20 protein-coding genes and 2 pseudogenes are annotated in these 19,920 nt (G+C 42.9%); 2 read left to right on the top strand and 20 right to left on the bottom strand.

Features of this window, described 5'->3' with window-relative positions:
* The 9 genes and pseudogenes from D8791_RS03380 to typA all read right to left on the bottom strand — a co-directional run.
* Window positions 1-369, bottom strand: a pseudogene (locus D8791_RS03380) (cell division protein SepF); the annotation flags it as partial.
* Window positions 370-576: 207 nt separating this feature from the next.
* A complete protein-coding gene (locus D8791_RS03375; RefSeq protein WP_125380417.1) occupies window positions 577-1,248 on the bottom strand; it encodes a YggS family pyridoxal phosphate-dependent enzyme in 672 nt (223 codons plus the stop codon).
* Between the two features lie 4 nt (window positions 1,249-1,252).
* Window positions 1,253-2,518 (bottom strand): cell division protein FtsZ, encoded by a 1,266-nt coding sequence (gene ftsZ / locus D8791_RS03370; protein WP_125371315.1) that lies wholly within the window; start codon window positions 2,516-2,518, stop codon window positions 1,253-1,255.
* A gap of 16 nt (window positions 2,519-2,534) precedes the next feature.
* The gene (gene ftsA, locus D8791_RS03365; protein WP_125446287.1) at window positions 2,535-3,899 is read right to left on the bottom strand and encodes a cell division protein FtsA; all 1,365 of its coding nucleotides are present in this window, start codon (window positions 3,897-3,899) and stop codon (window positions 2,535-2,537) included.
* 123 nt (window positions 3,900-4,022) lie between these two features.
* Complete coding sequence (locus D8791_RS03360) at window positions 4,023-5,216, bottom strand: cell division protein FtsQ/DivIB (RefSeq protein WP_125446243.1); 1,194 nt, start codon at window positions 5,214-5,216, stop codon at window positions 4,023-4,025.
* Window positions 5,213-6,283 (bottom strand): UDP-N-acetylglucosamine--N-acetylmuramyl-(pentapeptide) pyrophosphoryl-undecaprenol N-acetylglucosamine transferase, encoded by a 1,071-nt coding sequence (locus D8791_RS03355; protein WP_125446242.1) that lies wholly within the window; start codon window positions 6,281-6,283, stop codon window positions 5,213-5,215. The genes D8791_RS03360 and D8791_RS03355 overlap by 4 nt, the downstream gene beginning before the upstream one ends.
* A gap of 1 nt (window position 6,284) precedes the next feature.
* Entirely contained in the window at window positions 6,285-7,637 is a 1,353-nt protein-coding gene (murD, locus tag D8791_RS03350; protein ID WP_125380459.1) for a UDP-N-acetylmuramoyl-L-alanine--D-glutamate ligase, read from the bottom strand.
* Window positions 7,638-8,032: 395 nt separating this feature from the next.
* Entirely contained in the window at window positions 8,033-8,290 is a 258-nt protein-coding gene (locus D8791_RS03345; protein WP_005590808.1) for a DUF3165 family protein, read from the bottom strand.
* Window positions 8,291-8,324: 34 nt separating this feature from the next.
* Entirely contained in the window at window positions 8,325-10,172 is a 1,848-nt protein-coding gene (gene typA, locus D8791_RS03340) for a translational GTPase TypA (RefSeq protein ID WP_125446241.1), read from the bottom strand.
* 185 nt (window positions 10,173-10,357) lie between these two features.
* On the opposite strand from typA, the gene D8791_RS03335 reads away from it, so the two are divergent.
* Window positions 10,358-11,083 (top strand): pseudouridine synthase, encoded by a 726-nt coding sequence (locus D8791_RS03335; RefSeq protein ID WP_125446240.1) that lies wholly within the window; start codon window positions 10,358-10,360, stop codon window positions 11,081-11,083.
* A gap of 35 nt (window positions 11,084-11,118) precedes the next feature.
* On the opposite strand, the pseudogene D8791_RS10585 reads toward D8791_RS03335, so the two are convergent.
* The 4 genes and pseudogenes from D8791_RS10585 to D8791_RS03310 form a co-directional block, all read right to left on the bottom strand.
* Window positions 11,119-11,286, bottom strand: a pseudogene (locus D8791_RS10585) (DUF4190 domain-containing protein); the annotation flags it as partial.
* Window positions 11,287-11,325: 39 nt separating this feature from the next.
* Complete coding sequence (locus D8791_RS03325) at window positions 11,326-11,706, bottom strand: rhodanese-like domain-containing protein (protein WP_125446239.1); 381 nt, start codon at window positions 11,704-11,706, stop codon at window positions 11,326-11,328.
* A 1-nt stretch (window position 11,707) separates the two neighbouring features.
* Complete coding sequence (locus D8791_RS03320; protein ID WP_005590812.1) at window positions 11,708-11,926, bottom strand: YqgQ family protein; 219 nt, start codon at window positions 11,924-11,926, stop codon at window positions 11,708-11,710.
* Between the two features lie 380 nt (window positions 11,927-12,306).
* Window positions 12,307-12,822, bottom strand: a complete 516-nt coding sequence (locus D8791_RS03310; RefSeq protein WP_015605512.1) for a Dps family protein — start codon at window positions 12,820-12,822, stop codon at window positions 12,307-12,309.
* Window positions 12,823-12,987: 165 nt separating this feature from the next.
* Here D8791_RS03310 and D8791_RS03305 point away from each other — a divergent pair, with 165 nt between their 5' ends.
* Complete coding sequence (locus D8791_RS03305; protein ID WP_125446238.1) at window positions 12,988-13,650, top strand: prepilin peptidase; 663 nt, start codon at window positions 12,988-12,990, stop codon at window positions 13,648-13,650.
* On the opposite strand, the gene trpA is transcribed toward D8791_RS03305, so the two are convergent.
* Genes trpA through trpE form a run of 7 tightly spaced genes read right to left on the bottom strand, consistent with a single transcriptional unit; the run spans window position 13,619 to window position 19,875 of the window.
* Window positions 13,619-14,398 (bottom strand): tryptophan synthase subunit alpha, encoded by a 780-nt coding sequence (trpA, locus tag D8791_RS03300; protein WP_125446237.1) that lies wholly within the window; start codon window positions 14,396-14,398, stop codon window positions 13,619-13,621. The two genes, D8791_RS03305 and trpA, sit on opposite strands and share 32 nt — an antisense overlap.
* A complete protein-coding gene (gene trpB / locus D8791_RS03295) occupies window positions 14,391-15,614 on the bottom strand; it encodes a tryptophan synthase subunit beta (RefSeq protein ID WP_125446236.1) in 1,224 nt (407 codons plus the stop codon). The genes trpA and trpB overlap by 8 nt, the downstream gene beginning before the upstream one ends.
* A complete protein-coding gene (locus D8791_RS03290) occupies window positions 15,604-16,191 on the bottom strand; it encodes a phosphoribosylanthranilate isomerase (RefSeq protein ID WP_125446235.1) in 588 nt (195 codons plus the stop codon). Before D8791_RS03290 ends, trpB begins: the two co-directional genes overlap by 11 nt.
* Window positions 16,178-16,945 carry an indole-3-glycerol phosphate synthase TrpC gene (gene trpC / locus D8791_RS03285; protein WP_125446234.1) on the bottom strand — a complete coding sequence of 256 codons (768 nt, stop codon included), beginning with the start codon at window positions 16,943-16,945 and terminating at the stop codon, window positions 16,178-16,180. Before trpC ends, D8791_RS03290 begins: the two co-directional genes overlap by 14 nt.
* Complete coding sequence (gene trpD, locus D8791_RS03280) at window positions 16,942-17,946, bottom strand: anthranilate phosphoribosyltransferase (RefSeq protein ID WP_125446233.1); 1,005 nt, start codon at window positions 17,944-17,946, stop codon at window positions 16,942-16,944. The genes trpC and trpD overlap by 4 nt, the downstream gene beginning before the upstream one ends.
* A 10-nt stretch (window positions 17,947-17,956) precedes the next feature.
* On the bottom strand, window positions 17,957-18,520 hold the full coding sequence (locus tag D8791_RS03275; protein WP_125446232.1) for an aminodeoxychorismate/anthranilate synthase component II: 564 nt from the start codon (window positions 18,518-18,520) through the stop codon (window positions 17,957-17,959).
* Window positions 18,517-19,875 carry an anthranilate synthase component I gene (gene trpE / locus D8791_RS03270; RefSeq protein ID WP_125446231.1) on the bottom strand — a complete coding sequence of 453 codons (1,359 nt, stop codon included), beginning with the start codon at window positions 19,873-19,875 and terminating at the stop codon, window positions 18,517-18,519. Before trpE ends, D8791_RS03275 begins: the two co-directional genes overlap by 4 nt.
* Window positions 19,876-19,920: the final 45 nt, after the last annotated feature.

The raw sequence follows: 19,920 nt of genomic DNA, 5'->3' as shown, positions 1-19,920 counted from the left end.
TTATCTGCTGCGTTTCATATCAAAATCGTATTCACTCAGATCCACATCGTTTGGAAGGCGAATATCTTCTACATTGACGACAACATTGATTGGAGTGAGCAAGTACATGGTACTAGCAACTTTTCTCAAGTTCCCAGCCAAAACATAGCGTGCCCCATCAAGATAATCCAAGCAACGTCTTGCTTGTACCTCTGTCATATATTGAAAATCAATTAAGATACTCTCATTCGCCACAAGTAAATCAACAACCTCTGTTGCTTCCTCATATTTTTTAGGATAGCGAACATCAATCGTAACCTTCTCACTAGATTTCACTCGATGCTGAGCCAGTTCTTGTTGGCGAGCATGCAATCTAGTAATATTTTCTGTTGTAGGCTTTTGTTGGACTTGTGAAGAAGCTGAACGAGTACGTGCGTTTTCCTTTGCTGATGCAGCCGGAACTGGCTCGATCTCTGCAGGCTTCAAAACAGAATCAGATTCATCTGAAGGCTGTACTGGTAAGTCAGACTTCTCTCCATCTTCTGTAAAGTATTCTATAAATTTATCAAATTTATCTTTAAATGACATAGTTCTTTCCTATTTAAAAAATGCTGTTCCGATTCTGACATAGGTTGAGCCGTTGGCAATCGCTTCTGGATAATCACGGCTCATTCCCATACTCAAATCAGAAAAGGGCATGTTTTTTAACTGTTTGCTTTGTAAGTTTAATTGAAGCTGATGTGCCTCTGAAAAAATCTGATTCAGCTCTTGATGATCAGCTTCGAGTGGAGCCATGGTCATCAGGCCAACAATGCAAATATTTTCTAAGACTGCAAGCTCTGGTAAAACACTATCTAGTTCTTCAACTAAAAAACCGTGCTTGCTTTCTTCTTTTGAAATATTGACTTGCAAGAAACAATTAATCACATGATCTGCTCGCTTATTGATTTCTTGAGCCAATTTGACAGAGTCTAAAGCATGGAAATAATCAACATAGTTGATCACATCTTTCACTTTTCTTCTCTGCAAACTACCAATTAAATGCCAGGTAAGGTTTTCTTCCTTTAAAGCATGATATTTTTCAAGAAACTTATCTACTCGATTTTCTCCAATATGTTTGATTCCTGTATCCACGAGTTTTTTCGCTGTTTCACAGTCAACATATTTGGTAACCGCAATAATGTTTACGGAGTCCTTCAATCGATTTTCTTTTTCAACTATTTGAGCAACATTTTGAAAAATTAAATCTTTATTTGCTTGAAAATCCATTTAATTAGCGATTTCTAAAGAATGGCGGTGTTTCAAGTTCGTCATCTTCTTCCTTAATATCTGTAAAGCGCTCTACACGGCTAGAAGGCACAGGTTCTGCTTGACGAACGATTGATTCACGACGTAAATCCCAATCTCCAAAGGCTGAAGCTCTAGAAGTTTCTACAGTTGAGCGATGAGAAGGAGCTGGCATTTCTCTTGTTTCTGCCATATCGAAGTTTCGATCATAATGAGCAGATGATTGTGCTGAGCGTACTTGCTCAGCTCGACTCGCAGGTTTAACGCCTTGCAATCCACTTACCTTATCAACCTTATCCTCTTTAACACCTGTTGCAACAACAGTCACACGGATTTCATCCTTCATAGATTCATCAATAGAAGTACCGAGCCAGATGTTGACACCATGACCAGCTGCTTGATTAACGATTTCAGAAGCTTCTTCTGCTTCAATCAAGGTCATATCTAGGCCACCAGTAACGTTGACGATCACGTCTTCTGCACCATCAATAGTTGTCTCAAGAAGTGGAGAGTAGATAGCTTTGCGAGCTGCTTCAATAACACGTTCTTCACCGCTTCCGATACCGATACCCATCAAAGCATTACCTTTGTTTTCCATAACAGTCTTCACGTCTGCAAAGTCAAGGTTGATCAAGCCAGGACTAGTAATCAAGTCAGTAATACCCTGAACCCCTTGGCGCAATACGTTATCAGCTTCACTCAAGGCTTCCAGAAGCGGAGTTTTCTTGTCAACAATTTCCAAAAGGTTGTTGTTTGAAATGATCAAAAGAGTATCTACATGTTCACGCAGTTCGTTGATTCCTTCAACGGCAAAATTACCACGTTTGTTTCCTTCAAATCCAAATGGACGAGTTACAACTGCTACAGTTAGGGCGCCTACTGATTTAGCGATGCGGGCAATAACTGGTGCAGCACCTGTACCAGAGCCACCACCCATACCAGCAGTGATAAAGACCATGTCTGCTCCTTGAAGGGCTTCTGTCAAGACTTCTTCGCTTTCTTCAGCTGCTTTACGACCAACCTCAGGTTGACCTCCTGCACCCAGACCACGAGTCAACTTAGGACCAAGCTGGATAACTGTTTCTGCTTTTGCACTGCTAAGTGCTTGCACATCTGTATTTGCTGCGATAAATTCTACGCCAGCAAGACCTTCATCGATCATACGGTTAATAGCGTTTCCGCCGCCACCGCCGACACCAATTACTTTAATGACTGCGCCTTGTGCTGCAGCCGCATCAAATGAAAATGTCATAATCTATTTATTCTCCTTACTCAAACATATTCCCAATTAAATTGCGCATCTTATCTGTAAGACTAGCTTTTGGTTCCTCTTGTGGTACTTCATTTCTAAGCGGTGCAACTTCTGGTTCCACCTCTTGAACTGGTTGAACCGGTTCAACCGGCTGATGATCAAAGCGAGGTACTCTATGACTTGGACGTTCAAAGCTAGTTGCTTGATGACGCAACTGCTCGTCTCCACGAACAGCAGCTTGTGCAATTCGATCCACTTCGGTCAGATTGCCAGCATACTCTGAAAGACTAATCACGTGGGCAAAAGCTGGATTACGGATACCGATTTGATTTGGTACATATAATTTAGCGTGAACGCCAAATACTTCCTGAGCTAATTCTACAACGCCAGGCAAGATCGCTCCACCACCAACGATGACGATACCACCAGGAAGATCTAACACGTGTCTTCTATCTAAATCTTGCTTGATTTGTTCAAAAACATGTTTGATACGAGCAGAGATGATTTCAGCTAGATAGGCTTCTGTTATTTCAACTGGATTAACTTCCCCGATGACTTCAACTGGGAAAGATTCTGTGCCTGCAAATGGTACATAAGCTACACCATAGTTAAATTTCAAGCTTTCTGCCAATTTCTGAGAAGTTTTCAAGACTTTTGAAATGTCTTTTGTGACATAGTCGCCGCCTTCTTGATAGATATTGGTAAATTGTAATTCTTGATTTTTTACAGAAGCAACTGTAGTTTGTCCGCCACCCATATCAATGACTGTCGCGCCAAACTCCCGTTCTCCTTCGTTCAAGATGGATTTTGTCATCGCTAAAGGAGAAATGATAATATTCTCCAATTTCACTCCTGCACGCTCTACTGTTTTACGAAGATTATGCAGGATTGTACGAGGACCAGTGTAGAGTAGGCCGCGCATTTCTAGGCGAATCCCCATCATACCACGAGGATCACGGATCCCTTGGAAGCCATCAACAACAAACTCTTCTGGAATGAAGGTAATTACTTCACGGTCAGGAGTCATGCTCTTGGTCAAGGCAGATCTTACCACGCTCTCGACATCTTCATCGGTAATTTCTTTGGAGTCACTAGTCACAGGAATCATTCCTTGAGTTGGCTCAATTTGCAGTAAATTTGCAGGCAAGCCAACATTCACTAGTCCAATTGAAATCCCCGCTTTTTCTTCTGCTTGAGAAATTGCTGACTTAATAGCCGCTGCTGCTGCTTCAATATCGACAATAATCCCATCTTTAACGCCAGCACTCTTTGCATTGCTGACTCCAATAACATTCATTTCACCGTTGATGTGCTCTGCCACCAACACTTTAATTGTGCTACTTCCTATATCTAATCCAGTAAAAAAGCCATCTCTAGCCATTACATCAGTCCTCTCTGTCTTCCACGTTTCCATTCTAATACAAATAACTCTAGAAAATAGGGTTATCCAAACTTTATTATATCATAAAAATACGAAATTGGCGCAGTTTTTTATCTATAATAATTAGTTATTTTCAGAAATCTCTGGCTTTTCTGCCTGAGATTGAGCAGGATGCTCGGTAGATTGCTCTGCATGTTGAGTTGAAGATTCTGTATCTTGCGCATCTTTACTAGCTTCATGGATAACTTCATTTTCTGTGCCTTGCGCATAGCTAAAAATACCAGCCTCCATATCGATCACGCTTGGCACTTCCAACTGAGGATGAATTCCTTCATAGTAGGGAAGTTTCTTAGCAATATGAGAAATTGGAACTAAAATTTGGTGTTCATCAGACATGGTGATGGTCACTAAATCTTCTGTCACCTTGCTAGGAGTTAAATCAACCCTTCTCATACTTTTTTTGATCGAATCAGGAACATTCTTCAGTTGTTGAACGAATTCCTTGATCAAGCCTGCATCCGAAAAGGTCACATCCATCCGCTCTTCGGGCAAGGCATCAGCCACAACCTCATTTTTTACGTATTCTCCACTCGTTAAAATAGGATAATACTTAGAATCTTTCTGCAAATAACCTAAAATGCCATATTCCTGAACATCGATTTTGAAAGTCAGTGGGAATTGATAGGTCATTTCTACATTTTCAATCCAGGGGCTGGAAGCTTTCAGATTTTGCTCATAATGATGGCGATTTTTGTAAACAGTGACAGTGTAATCGCGCTGATCGATTTTGCTACTGCTTCTTAGTTCTTCCTGACTCACAACCTTGTTCCCAGTAAATTCAATGGTCTTCATAGTTGCAAGCGGTGTGAGAAAATAAAGGGAAGCTAAAAAAACTAGGGAGCTTGTCACTAAAACTGGCAAAGCTCGATACCAATGAATTTTCTCAATTGGAACTTTTGAAAACTCAACCTGCTCTACTTCTTCCTCTTGCTCTTCTTCTTGTTTTTGGACTTCCTCTTGCTCCTCAACTTCAGATTCACTTTCAGAATCTTGAACTGCATCTTCTTCCTCACTTGTAGGAGAGTCTGTGTCAATTTCTTCGGAGACAGTATCCTCTTCGTTAGAAGGCTCCTGATTTTCCAGTTCCGCCTTCATTTCTTCTTTTTTCTGCTCTAGTTCAGCTCTTTTTTTCTCTAACTCAGCTTGCTTTTTTGCCTTTTCTTGAGCTTTTTTCTCAAGATACTCTTTGTTTCTGACTTGCCATTCAGAAAGAGAAAGTTGAGCCGTTTCTTGCTTGTCTTCCTTGCTTTTTTTCATTTTTTCCCTTTGTTAATATCTTGCTTCAAAATTTCATAAAAATCATCTACAGATTTTAATTCCGGCGCTTTTTCCATTCGTTGATAATAAGCATCCTTTTCTCTTAGTAAATCATCCACTGCTACTTGGAGATTGACCCGATTCAAGTTTTCTTCATTGATTTTAAGCGCATAGCCTTTTTCCAAGAAGTAATTGGCATTTTCAATCTGATCTCCTCGACTTGCCCCCAGCCCCAAAGGTACAATTACTTGCAACTTCTTCATCGCCAGTAATTCAAAAATAGTATTGGAACCACCTCGTGTCACGACGACATCTGCCATAGCCATCAGTGGCTGATACAGATCTGTTACATAGGACACCCGGTAGATACGATGGGAAAGCTCATCCAAGCTGGCATCGCCTGTCAGATTGATAATATTATATTTTTCAATCAAGCGATCCTTATTTTTTGTAATAAAATCATTGAAGACTTTCGCTCCTCCTGAGCCACCAACAAAGAGCAAGATAGGTTTTCCTTCTGTGAAATGAGCCTTGATTTTCTCAATCTCAGCTGGTTCCGTTTGAGGGAGGGCCGCAATCTTGGTCACCGCTCCAACATGTTCAGCCTTGCTCAGTCCTTCAGCTTGCTCAAAAGTCGTGAACATCTTTGTCGCGCATTTATAACCGATTTTATTGGCCAAACCAAGCGACAAGTCAGACTCATGGATAAAGACTGGAACGCCCGTCACCTTCGCAGCAATCACTGGCGGAACAGACACAAAGCCTCCTTTTGAAAATAGGGCTTTTGGACGTACTCTCAACATGATGCCCAGCGACTGGAGAATCCCACCTGCCACTTTGAAAACATCCCAGAGATTCTGCCAAGAAAAATAGCGACGGAGCTTGCCAGTTGCAATCGAATGGAAAACAACAGGTAGACCTGATTTCTGAATTTCCTTGTACTCAATCCCATGGCGGTCACCGATATAATGGACTTCCCAGCCCTCCTCAATAAATTTAGGCATCAGCAAAAGATTGAGGGTCACATGACCAACTGTCCCTCCGCCTGTAAATACTATTTTTTTCATTTTATTCCTTTAATTCTTTAAACACGGCAAGGAATTCATCGCCCCGCACTTCAAAATTCTTATACATATCCCAGCTGGCATTGGCTGGACTGAGAAGGACAACATCCCCAGGCTCCGCCACAGAAAAGGCTTTACGAGTAGCATCTCTGATATCTGAAGCGTCCAGATAACTTACCTCTGCCTGATCCGCAGCCCGCTTAACACGCGCAGCTGATTCTCCTAAAATCACCATCTTTTTCAGACCCTTGATATCTGGCACCAATTCATCAAATTCATTGCCACGATCCAAACCACCAGCAATCAGAATGACCTTGCTATTGTCAAAGCCTGATAAAGCTTTTTGTGTCGCTAAAATATTAGTTGATTTACTGTCATTGTAAAATTTGACTTGATTGATTTCGCCCACATACTGGAGACGATGCTTGACACCTCCAAAATGAGCCAGAGTTTCTCTAATAACTTGATTGTCAATCCCACGAAGTTTGGCTACTGCAATGGTTGCTAGAGCATTTTCTACATTATGGCTACCAGGCACGCCTAGTTCAGAAGCTTTCATAATGGCTTCCCCACGGAAAGTCAGCACATCGCCGTCCAAGTAAGCTCCATCGACCTTTTCTTTAGTCGAAAAAGGAAGCACTTTGGCAGCCGTCTTCTTAGCCAATTCTTTCGCCAAGTCTTGATTGAAATTCAACACGACATAGTCAGAAGCTGTCATATTTTTTTGGATATTCCACTTGGCCGCCACATATTCCTCAAAAGAGCCGTGATAGTCCAGATGCGTCGGCATCAGATTTGTAATGACCGCTATTTCTGGATGGAAGGCTTCGATTCCCATTAGTTGGAAAGAAGAAAGTTCCATGACCAATGTGTCTGTTTCACCCGCATCTTGGGCAACTTGACTAGCTGGAAATCCGATATTTCCTGACAAGAGGCCATTTTGTCCGCCTGCTGTTAGCACTTCCGCAATCATGGTTGTCGTAGTCGTTTTTCCATTGGAGCCAGTAATCCCGATAATCGGTGCATCCGAAATCAGATAGGCTAGCTCCACTTCGGTAATAACGGGAATCTGCTTTTCCAAAGCCCTCATGACCATAGGATTGTTGTAAGGAATGCCTGGATTTTTCACCATCCATTCAAAATCTTCATCCAACAGTTCCAGAGGATGACCACCAGTTATGACCTTAATTCCTTCTTCCAGCAAAGATTGGGCAGCCGGATTTTCCTCGAAAGGCTTGCCGTCATTGACCGTCACAATCGCTCCCAGTTTATCCAAAAGGCGGGCAGCTGACTCCCCTGATTTAGCTAAACCCAACACCAAAACTTTCTTATTGGCAAATTTTGAAATAGTCTTCATCATGTACCTCTTCATTCATACTACCTTCTATTTTACCTTTTTTTGCGAAAATAAAAAAGTCATATCAGCCTTTTATTTTAACTGTTATCAGCTTTCAATAAATAAGAAGAAATATTATTCTATTTGAAACCTTTGAAAAACCTATTTATACAAGCAATAACTATCCAAAACATTTAATTGCCAGTGCCTTATCAAACCTGACCTACTCACTGATGGTCAACAACATTCAAAAGAATCGGGCCTTCTTTAAATGAAAAACATCGGTAACTGTATTATATTTCTACTCAGCCAAAGCCACCATCGAAGGATCTCGCTTTAGATAAACAAAAGGAATTAGGCTACCGAAAGTCTACACGAACTTTGGAATCCTAATTCCTTCCTTATAGTTTATGAGTTTAAAGTTCTTTTGATTTCTGAGATGGTACTAGACGCTCGATGTCCATCAAGGCCCACACTGTAATAATAATCAAAAAGATACTCACAAATAATTCTCCAGGCAATTTAAAAATTTGAAAAATTGCCAAAGCAAGCAAAATGATCAAGGCAACCAGCAAAAGTACAAATGTCAAGACATTCAGTGTTCCCTTAATACTAGTTGGAATGGCAAATACATAGAAAAGCAGGATTAATATTCCAATAATCAGGTAAATCATGCTGCTCCTTTCTACCACCAGTTAACTCAATGATTTATTCTGCTGCTTGTTTTTTCTTATTTTTATTAGCTTTTTCGCGTTCTTGCTTGTTCAAGATTTGTTTACGCAAACGGATAGACTCAGGTGTTACTTCCATGTATTCATCGTCGTTCAAGAACTCAAGTGACTCTTCAAGGGTCAAGATACGAGGTGTCTTGATAACAGCTGTTTGGTCCTTGGTCGCTGAACGAACGTTGGTCATTTGTTTTGCCTTAGTGATATTAACAGTCAAGTCGTTTTCACGAGAGTTTTCACCGATGATCATTCCTTCGTAAACCTCAGTACCTGGGTTGACAAAGATGGTACCACGTTCTTCGATAGACATGATTGAGTATGTTGTAGCCTTACCAGCATCGATGGAAACAAGGGCTCCACGGTGACGACCACCAATTTCCCCTGGAATCAACGGTAAGTATTGGTCGAAGGTATGATTCATGATACCGTAACCACGAGTCATTGACAAGAACTCAGTTGAGTATCCAATCAAACCACGCGCTGGAACAAGGAAGACCAAACGAGTTTGACCATTACCAGTTGAAATCATATCCAACATTTCACCCTTACGTTCAGAAAGGCTTTGGATAACAGATCCTTGGTATTCTTCTGGAGTATCGATTTGCACGCGCTCAAATGGCTCGCACTTCACACCGTCAATTTCTTTAACGATAACTTCTGGACGAGATACTTGAAGCTCATAGCCTTCACGACGCATGGTTTCAATAAGAATTGACAAGTGCAATTCCCCACGTCCTGAAACGGTCCACTTATCTGGTGAGTCCGTTGGGTCAACACGAAGTGAAACGTCTGTTTGTAGCTCAGCCTGCAAACGTTCTTCCACTTTACGAGACGTTACCCATTTACCTTCACGACCTGCAAATGGTGAGTTGTTAACCAAGAAGGTCATTTGGAGCGTTGGCTCATCAATGTGAAGGATTGGAAGTGGTTCAATGGCGTCTGTCGGTGTGATGGTTTCACCAACAAAGATATCTTCCATACCTGAAACGGCAATCAAATCACCCGCTTTTGCTTCTTGGATTTCACGACGTTCCAAACCAAAGAAACCAAAGAGTTTCGTAACACGGAAGTTCTTCGTTGTGCCGTCTAGTTTAGAAAGAGTAACTTGGTCTCCAACTTTCACACTACCACGGAAGACACGTCCGATACCGATACGACCTACGAAGTCATTGTAGTCCAAGAGTGATACCTGGAACTGCAAAGGCTCATCTGAGTTATCGACTGGAGCTGGGATATGGTCGATGATGGTATCAAAGATTGGTGCCATTGTTTTTTCTTGATCAGCTGGATTGTCTGACAAAGAAGATGTTCCGTTGATCGCTGAAGCATAAACAACTGGGAAGTCAAGCTGGTCATCATCTGCACCAAGCTCGATGAAGAGTTCCAAGACTTCGTCCACTACTTCTGCTGGGCGAGCAGATGGTTTGTCGATTTTGTTAACAACAACGATTGGGACAAGGTCTTGTTCCAAGGCTTTCTTCAATACGAAACGAGTTTGTGGCATAGTTCCTTCGTAGGCATCTACGACCAAAACAACACCGTCAACCATTTTCATGATACGCTCAACTTCTCCACCGAAGTCCGCGTGTCCTGGCGTGTCCATGATATTGATACGAGTTCCATTGTAAGCAACGGCTGTATTTTTAGCAAGGATGGTAATTCCACGCTCTTTTTCGATATCGTTTGAGTCCATAGCACGTTCTGCCAATTCAGTACGGGCATCAAGAGTTTCAGATTGTTTCAATAATTCGTCAACGAGGGTTGTTTTACCGTGGTCAACGTGGGCGATAATCGCAATGTTACGGATATCTTCTCTTAATTTTGTCATGTTTTCCTCTAAATCTTATTATTTATTTCCAACTAAAAATTATAACACAGTTTTTTCCAAAAAACACGGGCTAACCAAGTGTAAATGTTTTCATAGGTAAATCGTAAACTGTAGCTATTTTTGCAATTTTACTTCCGAAAGTGTATGATAAAAAGAATTGATCCAAACCTTTGAAAGGAAAACTTATGCGCCTTGATAAATTCTTAGCCCTAGCTAAGATTAGCCGAAAAGAGATGAAACAAAAACTGCGACTAAGGCAGATTGTAATTGACGGTCAAGCAGCTCGCTCCCTCAGTCAAAATGTCGATAGTGGCCTCCAGTCCATTAGCCTAGCTGGTAAACCTTTAAACCACCTAGCCCACCATTATTTTCTGATGAACAAGCCCGCCGGTACTGTCACTGCCAATTCTGACTCGGATAAGATGACTGTCCTAGATCTAATTGCCCCAGAAGATTTTAACGACCAGCTTTACGCCATCGGCCGTTTGGATCGCGACACACGTGGCCTGCTCCTGATTACAGATAATGGGCCACTGGGATTTCAGCTCCTCCATCCACAATACCATATCGCAAAGACCTACTATGTCGAAGTCAACGGCCCTCTTGACCAAGAAGCCATAGTTGCTTTTCAGCAAGGCATTATCTTTCTGGATGGCACTCGTTGCAAGCCTGCCCAACTTCAAATTCATACGGCCAGCCCCGAGCACTCCACCGCCTCAGTTACCATTTCTGAGGGGAAGTTCCATCAGGTCAAAAAAATGTTTCTAGCAGTTGGTGTCAAAGTCACCTATCTCAAACGTACTCATTTCGGTGATTTTCAGCTGGATCCCAATCTAGCAGAAGGCAGTTATCGACCATTGAATCCTTCCAAACTCGAGATTATCAGAGGCTATTTAGAACAAACCTGGTAAAAGAAAAAGGCTTATTCAAGCCTTTCTCTTATTTACTACATAAATCCATTCATAGTCAGAAGAATTCCTGCAATCCAGTTGATGACAGAAATGACAATACCGACGATATTCAGAATTCTTTCTGTTTTATAATCTAATTGAGTTTCTTTTTAATGAGAATTGCTCAAAACCAGACCGATAATATCTAAAACAAGGCCAATTAAATTATAAGTAGTTAGCTTTGTATATATTTCTACAAAGAATCAGCTCGTCTTAACCTTACCACTCCAAGAATCGAGGCCGTAAGACAGGATATAAATATCATTAAAACCTTGCTTTTTCAAGTAGATTGCCGCATTGGTCACACGTTGCCCACGGCTATTTTCATAAAGAAGAACTGGTTTGTCTTTGCGAAGTGCATTGATACTAGACTTGAGCTGTTGAGACGGAATATTGCGCGCCCCAAAGATATGCTTGCGATGGAAATCCGATGGATCACGCAAGTCAATCAATTGCCCTTGTCGAATCAAAGCTTCAAACTCACTATTATCTACCACCTTAGCTGCACGACGAATACGGAAATAATTGAAACCCATCCAAGCCAACATTCCCAGCAAGATTGCCCATAAAGTCCAAATTCCCATTCTAGTTTCTCCCTTTATCTTCTAAATACTTTAACTCTACTTGATGTTCTCTGCGCAGGACAGCCTCAGCCTCTAGATAATCAAGCTTATCCATCAGGCCAGCATCGTAAATCCGCTCCAGCTCAATTTTCATCATCTCAATATCATAAAGACGCTTGCCCATATAGATAATGATCCCGAAATTTTTAAGAAATTGCTGCACATCATAGAGTGTTTTCATGAGCTATATTTTATCAGATTTTAGCAAAGTTTTCAAGATGGCAAAACAGAAAAGACAGCCACGAAGACTGCCTTTTCGGGAGATTATTATGAAAAAGAAAAGTTTAGGAGTTCTATCAAACAAAGTTAGGAGGTCTTCATTTGATAATCTTAGTATAAGGTAAGAAGCTTAAACAATCCTTAAGAAAAAACAGAGAGTGGGACAGAAATCGGTCATTCGTTAGAATTCGATTTCGTCGTCCTACCTCCGCACAGTTGAGTAGGGCTGTAAAAGCTGATGAAATCAGCGTAGTAGAGCCCACTCAACCACTGCGTCTTGCTCAAAAATCCAATGACAATTGAGAGGCTAGGACTTTTGTCACAGCCTCTTTAAACATCATTTTACAAACCTGGTGCTTGACCAAGCTCAGCTGTCAACATCCAGATCGTCTTTTCAAGGTCTGCCTTAGCACCAACGAAGATATCATTGGTTACATCATCGCCTTCTTCATCCGTCACATCCATAGCTTCTTGATAAAGATCTGTCAGATAACGGAAAATTTCAATCACGCGCTCCAAGCTTTCTTCAACATTCTTGCTAAATTCGCCAGCTTTTTCTTCAATTTTGCTGTGTTGAATAAACTCTGTCAGAGTTGAATAAGGCTTGCCACCCAGAGTAATCAAGCGTTCGCTGACTTCATCCAAGGTTTCATCAATTGTATCCATGTATTCGTCCATTTTTGGATGCCATACCATGAAGCCTGCACCACGCATATACCAGTGAACTTGGTGAAGAGCGATACGAGCTGTATAAAGATCTGAAACTACTTGGTTAAGAACTGCTTTTGTTTTTGGTAAAGAATTTTGGTTAGTGAAAGTTGCTACATCTGCTGCAGCGCCATGTTTTACTTGAGTCATAATGATACCTCTCTTTTTATTTGTAATCATTCTAATCTTTATTGATTATGTTTTAATTATAATGCTTCTAATTAAGAAAGTCAAGTATTAAAACTCAAAATTTTACTTTATTAGAAAAGTTGTAAAATTTCAGATTTTTCTACTCAAAATCACGAATAAATAAGTATGATTCATCTATACTTTTTTCTAGTCGGAACGGTTCTAGCCTCTTTTCTCGGCTTAGTCATTGACCGCTTCCCTAACCAGTCCATCATCTCTCCAAGCAGTCACTGTGATAACTGTAAGCAGATACTCAAAGCACGGGATTTGGTCCCAATCCTGTCTCAGTTGCTGAATGGCTTCCGTTGCCGTTTCTGCAAGATCCAGCTGTCTGTCTGGTATGCTGTTTTTGAGTTAGTGCTGGGTCTACTTTTTCTAAGCTGGAGCTTAGGCTATCTTTCACTAGCCCAGCTCTTACTGCTAACTATGGGCTTGACCCTAGCTATCTACGATCAGCGTGAGCAAGAATACCCTCTTCTAATCTGGCTGATTTTTCAGTTCTTGCTGATGGCTACAGCAGGTATCAATCCGCTCATGATTTTCTTTTTGGTCCTAGGACTCCTAGCCTTCTTTTTTAATCTTCGCATCGGAGCTGGAGATTTTCTCTTTCTTGCTTCCTGCTCAGCCATTTTCAGCCTGACAGAAATTCTCATTCTCATCCAAATTGCTTGCTTCTCTGGCCTCGCCTGTTTCTGCTTTAAAAAGCAAAAAGACAGGCTAGCATTTGTACCCTGTCTTATGTTTGGTGTGGTGGTTCTTATTTCTTATAAGCTGCTGCTTCTTGGATAAAGGATGCTATGCTGGCGTCCTTTTCATGAAGAGCTTTGACAATCTTGGATCCGACAATGACTCCATCTGAGACTTGATTGAAGCGGTCAACATCCTCTAAAGTTGAAACGCCAAAGCCCGTCAGCACTGGAATCTCTGCAATATCACGAAGCTTGCTCAAGTGCTGGTCCAAATCATTTCGGTAGCTTCCGCTCTTACCCGTCACACCGTTGATGGCTACAGCGTAAATAAACCCTTCTGCATCCTTAATCAGCTCCTGCTGACGTTCTAGGCCAGTCGTCAAACTCACTAAAGGAATAAGAGCAATATCTGAATCTTCCAATAAAGGCAAGATAAAGTTCCTGTGCTCGTAGGGCAGATCCGGAATAATCAATCCTTTAACCGGTGTCCTAGCCAAATCCTTGACGAAATCTTTGAGACCGTATTGGAAAATAGGATTGAAGTAGGTCATGATGATGAGAGGTAGCTGAGTGTCCAACTTCTTCAAGCTTGCCACTAAAGACTTGGCCGAAGTATGGTGGCCTAGACTTCTCAGGCCGGCTTCTTCAATAACTGGCCCATCTGCAACAGGATCTGAAAATGGCAGACCGATTTCAATGGCTGACACGCCCAAGTTTTCCAAAAATGAGATGGTTTCTGGTAATCCTGCCAAACCATTCTCATGATCACCAGCCATGATATAAGGAAGGAAAATTCCCTTACCTGCTTTTTTGATGGCTTCTAAATGCTGAGTGAGTGTTTTAGTCATGGGCACCTCCTTTTTGAGCCGCTTCTTTTTCCAAGCGTTCCTTTACCTGAACGACATCCTTGTCACCACGGCCGGATAGGCAGACAATCATTGATTTATCTGGCCCCAACTCCTTAGCCAGCTTAACTGCGTAAGCAATAGCATGACTAGACTCTAGAGCAGGGATAATCCCTTCAATACGAGACAGGAGCTGGAAGGCTTCCAAAGCTTCTTCATCCGTGACTGGGACATAAGTGGCACGTTTGATAGCATTAAAATGAGAATGTTCAGGACCGATGCCCGGATAGTCCAGCCCGGCAGAGATAGAGAAAGCTTCAAGAATCTGCCCCTGCTCATCCTGCAAGACATCCATCAAGGCACCGTGTAAAACCCCCGGGCGGCCCTTGGTTAAGGTAGCAGCATGTTCATCTGTATCCACGCCTCGCCCAGCCGCTTCTGTTCCATACATAGCCACTGAGCTATCGTCAACGAAGGGATAAAAGAGTCCAATAGCATTGGATCCACCGCCAACGCAGGCCACTAAAGCATCTGGCAAGGAACCTGCATTTTGCTCAGCAAACTGCCGCTTGGCCTCACGCCCAATCACACTCTGATAATCGCGGACAATCTCTGGGAAAGGATGGGGACCTAAGGCTGAGCCCATAATATAGTGAGTATCATCGACCTGAGCCACCCAAGCTCGCAAGGCAGCATTGACTGCATCCTTGAGGACTCGAGAACCATCGGTTACTGACTCTACCTTGGCTCCCAGAAGCTCCATCCGAAAGACATTAAGGGCTTGGCGCTTGACATCTTCTTCACCCATATAGATAGTGCAGTCCATGTTGAAAAGGGCTGCAGCTGTGGCGGTGGCTACTCCGTGCTGGCCCGCACCAGTCTCCGCAATAATTTTCTTCTTGCCCATTCTCTTAGCTAGCAGGACCTGGCCTAGGGCATTATTGATTTTATGGGCACCGGTATGGTTGAGGTCTTCCCGCTTTAGATAAATCTTAGCACCGCCAGCATAGGCTGTCAGATTTTTAGCAAAATAGAGAGGATTCTCACGCCCTACATACTGCTTCAGCAACTCATCCAGCTCTGCCTGAAAGGCTGGGTCTTTTTTACTCTCACGATAGGCTTTGTCTAGCTCCAAAACTGCTGTCATCAGCGTTTCTGGAACAAAGCGTCCGCCAAACTCACCATAAAATCCTTCTTGATTGGGTTGATTATATGCCATATTTCACTCTTTCTATAAATTCTGTTATCTTTTCTAAGTCCTTCTGGCCGTCAGTCTCGACCCCGCTGGAGACATCAACTGCGTAAGGGGCAAAATGCTGAATAGCTTCTCGGACATTTTCTACATTCAAACCACCGGCGATAAAGAAGGGCTGATGGATTTGATCTTTATCAAAAGCTTGCCAGTCAAAGGTCTGGCCACTACCAGCAAGAGGTGCATCAAAGAGCAGGTAGTCCGCTTCTTGGCTGATATCTTTTAACGCTCCCTTAACCTGATAAGCTCGAATAACCGGCCGGCCGATCTCAGTCAGAAGATCTTCATTAAAATCGCCATGAATCTGCACCAAATCTAGATTTGCCACTGAAATAGCTTCCTGCAGCTCTGCCAAGCTCGGAGAAACGAAAACTCCTACCTTTCGGACAGCAGGCGGCACCAAGGCAGCTAGCTTCTGAGCTTGCTCCAAGCCAACCCTCCGACGGCTCTCAGCAAAGACAAAGCCAATGTAATCTGCACCAGCCTGACATGCCGTTTCCACAGCGCTGGCAGTTGATAAGCCGCAAATCTTAACCTTTGTCAATTTTCAGCTCCTTGATTTTTTCTGCCACATTCTCAGCCTGCATCAGGGCTGTTCCGACTAAAACCGCATGGAAATAAGGAGCTACTAGCTCAGCATCTTCCTTGCTGAAAATAGCGGACTCAGATACGTAAACTCTGTCATCTTTGAAATGGGCAGACAGCTGGAGACTGGTATTGATATCTGTCTCAAAAGTAACTAGATTGCGATTATTAACACCGATTATCTGTGCTCCTATTCTATGGGCAATTTCCAGCTCCGCCAGATTATGGGTTTCGACCAGAACTTCCAAGCCTAAACCTGTCGCAAAATCATAGAGTTCTTGCAGCCGCTTCTCAGAAAAGGCAGCCACAATCAGAAGAATAACTGTCGCTCCAGCATTGCGGGCGCGAACAATCTGCTTTTCATCAATAATAAAGTCCTTATTGAGGGTTGGAATGGTCACTTGACTTGAAATCTCTCTCAGGTAATCCAGATGTCCTTTGAAGAAAATCTCATCTGTCAGGACCGAAATCATGGCTGCACCACATCGTTCACAGGTGCGAGCCTGCTCCACAATATCCACACCGAGATTAATATCTCCCAGACTTGGACTGGCTTTTTTAACCTCAGCAATCAGCTGCAGCTCTTTGGACTGGCTTTTGAGGTACTCATAAAGGGAATAGGTCGAGCGCAGGGGCTGCAGCTCTTCATAAGACATTACCGCCACTTCCTGTTCTTTTTGCTTTAGAATGGTTAGGAGAAATTCTTTACTCATTTCTGATACTCCTGTAGTTGCTTGAGTTTTTCATAGGCTGCGCCGCTGGCAATCACCTGGCGAGCCAAAGCTATTCCATCTTCTATGTTTTCCGTTTTCCCATTAGCAAAGAAGCCTAGACCTGCATTCAGAACTGTCATTTCCAGATAGGGGCTGGCTTGATTTTGCAGGACAGATACCAGAATATCTGCATTTTCTTTGGCATTACCTCCACGAATTGCTTCAAGAGGGATTTCTTCCATGCCAATATCTGACGGTAGAAAGCTATGCAGGCTGATCTCCCCATCTGCTAGCAAAGCGTACTGGGTACGACCATGAAGACCGGCCTCGTCCAGACCATCTGGACCCGACACGACCACTGCACGCTTGCGGCCCATATTTTTCAAAACTTCTGCCGTGCTCTCCAGCATATCTGGCCGACTGGTGCCCAAAAGCTGGGTTTCTAAAACCATAGGATGGATGAGCGGCCCTGTCAAGTTCATGATAGTGGGAACACCTAGACTGAGACGAGCTGGCATGATATATTTCATAGCTGGATGAAGGTTTTTAGCGAAAAGAAAGACTATCCCCGTCTGATCAAAGACCTTACCCAAGCTGGCTGTATCCATGTTTAGGTTAATCCCCAAAGCTTCTAAAACATCAGCTGAGCCTGATTTAGAGGTAATGGAGCGATTGCCGTGCTTAGCCATCTTGATCCCACCACCTGCTAATACGAAGGCCGCTGTGGTAGAAACATTAAAACTAAATGATTTATCACCACCAGTTCCACAATTGTCCATGGCTGTGCGGATTGTAGTAGGAATCTGCGGAGTATGCCCACGCATGGCCTGAGCCAAGGCTGTCCGTTCCTCTACTGTTTCCCCTTTCATCTTAAGAGCCAGCAAAAAGGCTGCAATTTGTGTTTCCGTTACTCTTCTAGTAACGATGCGCTCTAGCACATCTGACACTTCGGAGCTGCTTAAATCCTTAAAATCTGCTAGTTTTGCAATAATTTCTTTCATAATTCTTCCCCTATTTGACTAAGTCGATGAAATTTTTGATGGACGACAAGCCATCCGGCGTGCCAATACTTTCTGGATGATACTGAAAACCATAAATGGGCAGGCGCTTATGCTGGATAGCCATGATCGAGTTGTCATCAACTGCCCGAGCTGTCACTTCAAAATCCTCTGGCATCTCCTCAATCAAAATCGAATGATAACGCATAACTGGCTGCTCATCCTCTATCCCTTGATAAATAGGAGATTTTCTTTCAAAACGCAGAATACTCTGCTTGCCGTGCATGACTTTGGGAGCCAAGCCTAGCTTTCCGCCAAATACTTCTGCAATGGCTTGGTGCCCCAAGCAAATTCCCAAAATCGGCTTTTTACCAGCAAAATCGCGGATAAGCTCTTCCATCCGTCCTGCATCTGCTGGCCAGCCTGGACCCGGAGACAGCACCAAAGCATCTGCTTCTTCTGCCGCTTGATAAAGTCCTGCATCATCATTTCGCAAGACCTTAACTTTTGCAAAATTGCCGATATATTGGGCTAGATTGTAAGTAAAAGAATCATAATTATCAATCAATAAAATCATTGCATCTCTCCTATCTTGGTCATTGAATTGGCCTTGTTGATGGTTTCTTGGTATTCATTAGTAGGGATCGAGTCATAAACAATACCCGCTCCAGCTTGAACATAAGCTCTGCCATTTTTCAAAACCATGGTCCGGATAGCAATGGCAACATCCATATCGCCTGTCGCAGACAGATAGCCAATAGCCCCTGCATAAACGCCACGTTTTTCCTGCTCCAACTCATAAATGCGTTTCATAGCTCGAATCTTAGGCGCGCCCGAGACGGTACCAGCCGGCAAGGTTGACTTGAGCGCATCCATAGCTGTCAGTTGGGGCAGAAGCTGACCACGAACTACACTGGTCAGGTGCATGACATAGCGGAAATACTCCACTTCCATGTACTTAGTGACTTCCACGCTGTTATTCTGGGCAATTTTACCAATATCATTACGCCCCAAATCAACTAACATACGGTGCTCAGCCACTTCCTTCTCGTCAGCCAGTAACTCCTCTTCCAAGGCTTTATCTTCTCGTTCATCCTTCCCACGCGGTCTAGTACCAGCAATAGGATTGGTCGTGACCTGCCCCTGCTTGACAGACACCAGACTTTCTGGGCTGGCTCCGATGATCTGATAATCCCCGAAATCATAAAAGTAGAGATAGTTGGAAGGGTTGGTCACGCGCAGATTGCGATAGTAATCCAGCGGTCTACCAGAATACTCTGCTGAAAAACGCTGACTAAGTACACATTGGAACATGTCTCCCTGCCGAATCAAGCTGCGCACATCTCCCACCATTTTTTCAAAAGCAGTCTGCTCGATGTGGTTCTGGAAATTCAAACTGGACAGTTCCAGCGGTGAAAATTCATCTGCCGCTGGCTGCGCCAGCTCAGTCATGATATGCTCCAGACTAGCACCCAATTCTGCTTCGCTTCGGTCGCTGTAGAGTGCATCTTCGACGATATAGACCTTGTCTTTTTTATGGTCAAAAACCATGTAACTCTCATAGACAAAAAAGTGCATGTCTGGCGTTCCAATCACATCAGCTGGAATCTGGCCAATCTCTTCATAGAGGGAAATCATATCGTAACCGACAAAGCCAATGGCTCCACCGCCAAAAGGCAGGTCTGAATGATGGCCTTTTTTTACGGCCAACTCATGCAGATAGTCCAAGGGATCTGCCTCGATTACTTGCCCATTCTTTGTTAACTGGCCATTTTCATAGCGGACTTCAAAGACTGGATTATAGGCTAGAATAGAAAAGCGAGCTGTCTCGCTATCTCTCGGAATACTTTCCAAAATCACCTTGTGGTCGCCCTGAATCCGCATATAAGCTAGGATCGGAGATAAAATATCAGCTGGTAAAATCTTTTGCATAATGTTTCTTTCTATTTAATCAGAAGCGTATAGGTAGGAGCAATT

The organism is Streptococcus cristatus (assembly GCF_003943515.1).
Taxonomy (GTDB): Bacteria; Bacillota; Bacilli; order Lactobacillales; family Streptococcaceae; genus Streptococcus; species Streptococcus cristatus_D.
Note: the sequence above shows the minus strand (reverse complement) of the source record. Positions and strands in the feature narration are given on the sequence as shown.